The sequence below is a fragment of the bacterium genome, from assembly GCA_019695335.1.
Classification (GTDB): Bacteria; CLD3; CLD3; order SB21; family SB21; genus JABWBZ01.
The window spans coordinates 1-5,589 of record JAIBAF010000114.1; the positions used below are offsets into that span (position 1 = coordinate 1).

Below are 5,589 nucleotides of genomic sequence, written 5' to 3' on the forward strand. Positions count from 1 at the left end.
GCAATTTTTTCAACATGTACGAGTTTATAATTTGTGAACAGCTTTTTTATGTTGATAACTTTTTACTTGAATTTTAATTATTTGATTTTTATTTATTAATAATGTTAATAAATTGTGGATTAATGTTAGTTAATAAATTTGTCTTGCGTTTAAAAAGGTCGTTCTTTATAATGGAGCTACCCCTGTTGAGAGAGCTTTTCAGAATTGGAAACAATCCTGAATTTGGCATCAAAAAGGATGTGTTCTCCATACCGGAAGTGTGTTGCGATAGACCTGATCCGGCACACTTTAAATACAAATTAAATTTTGCAAATTTTTGGCAAAGGCAGAAGTCAGAAATGATAATCATTTCTGAACGATAGGTTTTTCACTCATTTTTGATTCACTGAAGATCGATTTTATATACTTATTTAACCAATCTAACGTTAAGGATTCTTGATCATGGCAGTCAAAAACTCAGATGCTCGGGTTGTGGAGGTTAAATCATCTCCAAAAAAAGTGACAAATCAGACCATCAACGGCATTGCCTATGATGGGGCCAAAGGATTGCGTATGCACCGTTATTTTACGACGGAAGCTGTGCATCCCTTTGACCGTATCGAGTGGGAAAAACGCAGTAGCGTTATTACCGAACCGGACGGAACGGTCGTTTTTGAAATGAAAGACCTTGAATTTCCGAAATCCTGGTCGCAATTGGCGACGGATATTGCCGCCTCCAAGTATTTTCGCAAAGCCGGCGTGCCCGGCACCGGTCATGAGACCAGCGTTCGCCAACTTGTTTACCGCGTAGCACATACCATTCGCACGGAAGGCGAGGCGATGGGCTATTTCGATTCGTCCAAAGATGCCGACGTATTCGAAATGGAACTCACGCACTTGCTTGCCAATCAAATGGGTGCGTTCAATTCGCCGGTTTGGTTCAACTGCGGTCTGTCGCATGAATACGGCATCAAAGGTTCCGGCGGCAATTTCTACTGGGATATGAAAAAACAAATGATCGAACAAACCGTCGATTCATATTCCAAGCCGCAATGTTCGGCGTGTTTTATTCAATCCGTCGGCGACGACTTGATGGGCATTTTCGAATTAGCCAAAAACGAGGCCAAACTTTTCAAATACGGTTCGGGCACAGGCAGTAACTTTTCCGCTCTCCGCGGTAAACAGGAAAAACTTTCCGGCGGCGGTACGTCATCCGGTCTGATGTCTTTTCTCGCGGTCTTGGATCGCGGCGCTGGCGCTACCAAATCCGGCGGCACGACGCGCCGAGCGGCCAAAATGGTTTGTCTCGACATGGATCACCCGGAAATCGAAGATTTTATCAATTGGAAAGTAAAAGAAGAGAAAAAAGTCAAAGCGTTGATGGATGCCGGTTATGATTCCGACTTCAACGGCGAAGCGTACCAAACCGTTTCCGGCCAAAACTCCAACAACTCTGTCCGTGTGTCGGATAAATTTATGAACGCCGTACTCGAAGACGGGGAATGGAAGACCTTGGCCCGCACGTCCGGCGACGTCGTCGATACTTATAAAGCCCGCGCGTTGTACGAACAAGTTGCATTTGCGGCTTGGGCGTGCGCCGATCCGGGCGTGCAGTTCGACGATACGATCAACGACTGGCACACGTGTCCGAATACGGACAAAATTCACGCATCGAATCCTTGCTCGGAATATATGTTCCTCGACGACAGCGCGTGTAATCTTGCATCGATCAATTTGATGAAATTTGCCGACGAGAACGGCCATTTTGATATCGAAGGGTATCGCGAAGCCTGCCGCATTTTTATCATTGCACAGGAAATTCTCGTCGATATGTCGTCGTATCCGACGCAGCAGATCGCGCAAAACAGCCATGATTATCGCCCGCTCGGTTTGGGTTACGCCAATCTCGGAACGTTGCTGATGGTCAATGGTTTGCCGTACGATTCCGAAGAAGGCCGCGCGGTCGCAGGTGCGATCACGTCGATCATGCACGCCGCCGCTTACAGCGGTTCAGCCGAAGTGGCTGCCGTCAAAGGCCCGTTCCCGGGTTACAAGAAAAACGAAAAACCGATGTTGCGCGTGATGAATAAACACCGCGACGCCGCTTATAAAATCAGTCCCGATTTCTGTCCGGACGATCTGATCAAAGCCGCGCGTGCAGATTGGGATACTTGCGTCACGCTGGGCGAAAAATACGGTTACCGTAACGCGCAGGCGACGGTGCTCGCGCCGACCGGCACGATCGGGCTTCTCATGGATTGCGATACGACGGGCGTCGAGCCGGAATTTTCACTCGTGAAATGGAAAAAATTAGCCGGCGGCGGTTATTTCAAGATCGTCAATAATTCCATTCCGCAAACGCTGAATAAATTAGGATATACCGCTGAGGAGATCGATGGTATCATCAAATATATCCTCGGCCACGGCACATTCAACGGTGCGCCGTACGTGAACCCGGATCAACTCAAACAAATGGGTTTCACCGACAAGGAAATTGACGAAGCGGAGGAATACGTCAACAAAAACAAATCGCTCGACGAATGGACGCCAAATGTGAATATCAAAACGCTCAAAGCCCGCGGACTTTCGGGCGAACAGATCTCCCGCGCGGTGATCTACATCGGCGGCGCGCAAACGGTCGAAGGCACGCATTTGCTCAAAGAAGAACATCTCGCTGTATTCGATTGCGCCAATAAATGCGGTATCGGCAAACGGTTCATCGATCCGATGGGACACGTGAAGATGATGTCGGCCGTGCAACCGTTCCTTTCCGGCGCGATTTCCAAAACGGTAAACATTCCCAACGAAGCCACCGTCAAAGACATCGAAAAAATTTATTTCGAAGCGTGGAAACTCGGCCTCAAAGCGATCGCTCTGTACCGCGACGGATCGAAATTCTCTCAGCCTTTGACAAGTAAAGCCATTTCGTCGGAAACAGCCACGGACAGTTCGGCGATCACGCAGGAACAGCTCGATAAAGCTGTCGCGGATGCGGTAGCGAAAGTGAATAAAGAATTGCGTCGCGGCCAGAAAAAACCGATCCCGCACAAACGCCACGGCTTCACACAGGAAGTATCGCTCGGCGGCCATAAGATTTATTTCCGCACCGGCGAATACGAAAACGGCCAGCTCGGCGAAATCTTCATCGACATGTTCAAAGAAGGCGCGGCTTACCGTAGCTTGTTAAACTGTTTTGCCGTCGCGGTGTCGATGGGATTGCAATACGGCGTGCCGCTGGAGAAATTCGTCGAGAAATTCACCTTCACACGGTTCGAGCCGAGCGGATTCACCGATCACCCGAATATCAAAAATGCGACGTCGATTCTCGACTTTATTTTCAGAGTACTCGGCATGGAATATTTAGGACGGATGGATTTCGTTCACGTGCCGCCGACATTGGACAATGAAGCGCCCGCGCAGAAAGACGATGTCAAACCGACCGCTACGATGGAAACGCCGGCCGCTTCGAAAGAGATCGGCGCAAACCAGATGGAAAGACAACTCAGCGAAATGATGGGCGACGCCCCGGCGTGCGACGTCTGCGGTCACATGACCGTCCGCAACGGCGCCTGCTACAAGTGCCTCAACTGCGGCAACAGCATGGGCTGTTCGTAATGTTTTAACCTCCACTAGGAGGTCGCGTCGTGGGGGACGCGAAGTGATAGTAAAATTAACAAACCACACAACGTCCCGAAGTTTTGGGAAGTTGTGTGGTTTTTTTATTTATAACGACTGTTGTCGTTTCAGTCCCGTCATTGTCATTCCCGCAAACGCGGGAATCCAGATTCGCGACTGTCATTCCGACAAATCAGGATAGACTCCGGCAGGAGTTCCGACAGCCTCGGCAATAGTCATTCCCGCGAAAGCGGGAATCCAGAGAGGAAACTATACTATGAAAAAGAAAATTGTAATCTTAACCGGCGCGGGATTCACAAAGCTTTGGGATGCACCCACTACAAAGGATATTACGGATAGTGTATGTAACTTGAAAGAACCGTTGGTAGATAAGGTCTATGAATTATTGAAAAAACAGAAGGAAATTAATTCTATAAATTTTGAACACATTATTAATGAGATTGAAGAAATACATCAATACTTCTGTAGAAAATCTAAACTAGAGCTTCAAAGTCATGGAGGCTTTTCACACGCTAAAACTGATTGGAGTATTTCAGATTCAACACGGGATGAAATCTTTACTTTTCCATTGAATGATGAAATAAAAAGATTTTGTGAAGACAAATACTATCCACTTCAAAAAGGCCTTAACATAAGCAATCTGCCGCCAAGTGATGATATCCAGCGAAATATCCGAGACGTCTATGAGAACATAATTGATCGTATCTTTGGAAGAGTTATCGAATATGTTGATCGGTCTAAACTGTCGTGCAAAGATTCAATGAATAAGCTTATGAGTTTTTTAAGTTTTTTCTTCGACTATACCATACGATCTTACACTCTTAACTACGATCATATTGTGAATTCTATTTTAGATGGTTTCGATGGTTTTGATCAAAAAATTGATGCTGAATATTATGCGGCCAATCCTCAAAGGATATTCAGATGCTTAGATGAGAATTGCAATTTTAATTTACACGGTTCAATATATTATGAATCAAGACCAAACAATAACTGGTTTGAATGGGTCAGGGGTGTTAACTACTCCATACAATCTGAACCAGACAAATACGATCAAAAAGGTAATCCTATATTGATGACGCCAATAATTACTGGTCTTAATAAAGCTAATAGGATTCTATTTAAGCCTATGTCATATTTTTTTCATGCATTCCAAACCGATTGTCTTCAAGCAAATATTATTATGACATTAGGGTATTCTTTTTCTGATGTACATATCAATCAAGCGATACAAGCAGCCCTTGATATTGGAAATTGTAAATTTGTTTCAGTGGATTGCGCCGGATGGGATAAAAATATTGATGATATTTATTCTGATGAACAATGGAAAAAGCTAACAGACTTAAACATACCTTCCAACAAAGAGTATTGTGTGGCTTATCCGCCTAAAACAAATAATAATGGCTTATTTTATCGTGATCGACGGTATCTTTATTTAAAGGGAATTGATAAGTTTGTCGAAGACGAAGACGCGTGGGAATTAATAAAAAAATGAACTCTGGTTTCCCGCGTTCGCGGGAATGACTCTTACGGGGCAGTTGGGTTCTTCAGGAGGTCGGGGCGGGAATGACGCTTACGGAGGGCAGTCGGATTCTGCTGGAGTTTATCACGACTATCGGGGTGTGGATGACTTTTACGAAGAATGCAGATTGAATAGCTTTACATGAGGGAGATTAATGAAATCGTATTACGTTTATATACTTGCCAGTAAAAGAAACGGAACACTGTACGTTGGCGTAACTGAGAATCTAGTGAGGCGAAGCTATCAGCATAAAAGCGATGTGAATGACGGTTTTACAAAGAAATATGGCGTGCACAAGTTGGTATATTTTGAGGAATTTCAGAATATCAATGATGCAATTTTACGGGAGAAGCGAATTAAAAAATGGAACCGGCAATGGAAGTTGGAATTAATTGAAAAAATGAATCCGGGTTGGAAGGATTTGTATTGGGATATTGTGGGATGAGCGAACT

The 5,589-nt window shown here is 45.1% G+C and carries 3 protein-coding genes; all 3 read left to right on the top strand.

Annotation, left to right across the window (positions count from 1 at the left end):
- The first annotated feature begins 441 nt into the window (after positions 1-441).
- The gene (locus K1X84_16555) at positions 442-3,594 is read left to right on the top strand and encodes a vitamin B12-dependent ribonucleotide reductase (GenBank protein MBX7153240.1); all 3,153 of its coding nucleotides are present in this window, start codon (positions 442-444) and stop codon (positions 3,592-3,594) included.
- A gap of 277 nt (positions 3,595-3,871) precedes the next feature.
- Positions 3,872-5,110 (top strand): SIR2 family protein, encoded by a 1,239-nt coding sequence (locus K1X84_16560; protein ID MBX7153241.1) that lies wholly within the window; start codon positions 3,872-3,874, stop codon positions 5,108-5,110.
- 181 nt (positions 5,111-5,291) lie between these two features.
- Complete coding sequence (locus tag K1X84_16565) at positions 5,292-5,582, top strand: GIY-YIG nuclease family protein (GenBank protein ID MBX7153242.1); 291 nt, start codon at positions 5,292-5,294, stop codon at positions 5,580-5,582.
- The last annotated feature ends 7 nt before the right edge of the window (positions 5,583-5,589 follow it).

What these genes read in the sequence shown, in the direction of transcription:
- K1X84_16555 (MBX7153240.1), top strand. Translation starts at nt 442, where the DNA reads ATGGCAGTCAAAAACTCAGATGCTCGGGTTGTGGAGGTTAAATCATCT.
- K1X84_16560 (MBX7153241.1), top strand. Translation starts at nt 3,872, where the DNA reads ATGAAAAAGAAAATTGTAATCTTAACCGGCGCGGGATTCACAAAGCTT.
- K1X84_16565 (MBX7153242.1), top strand. Translation starts at nt 5,292, where the DNA reads ATGAAATCGTATTACGTTTATATACTTGCCAGTAAAAGAAACGGAACA.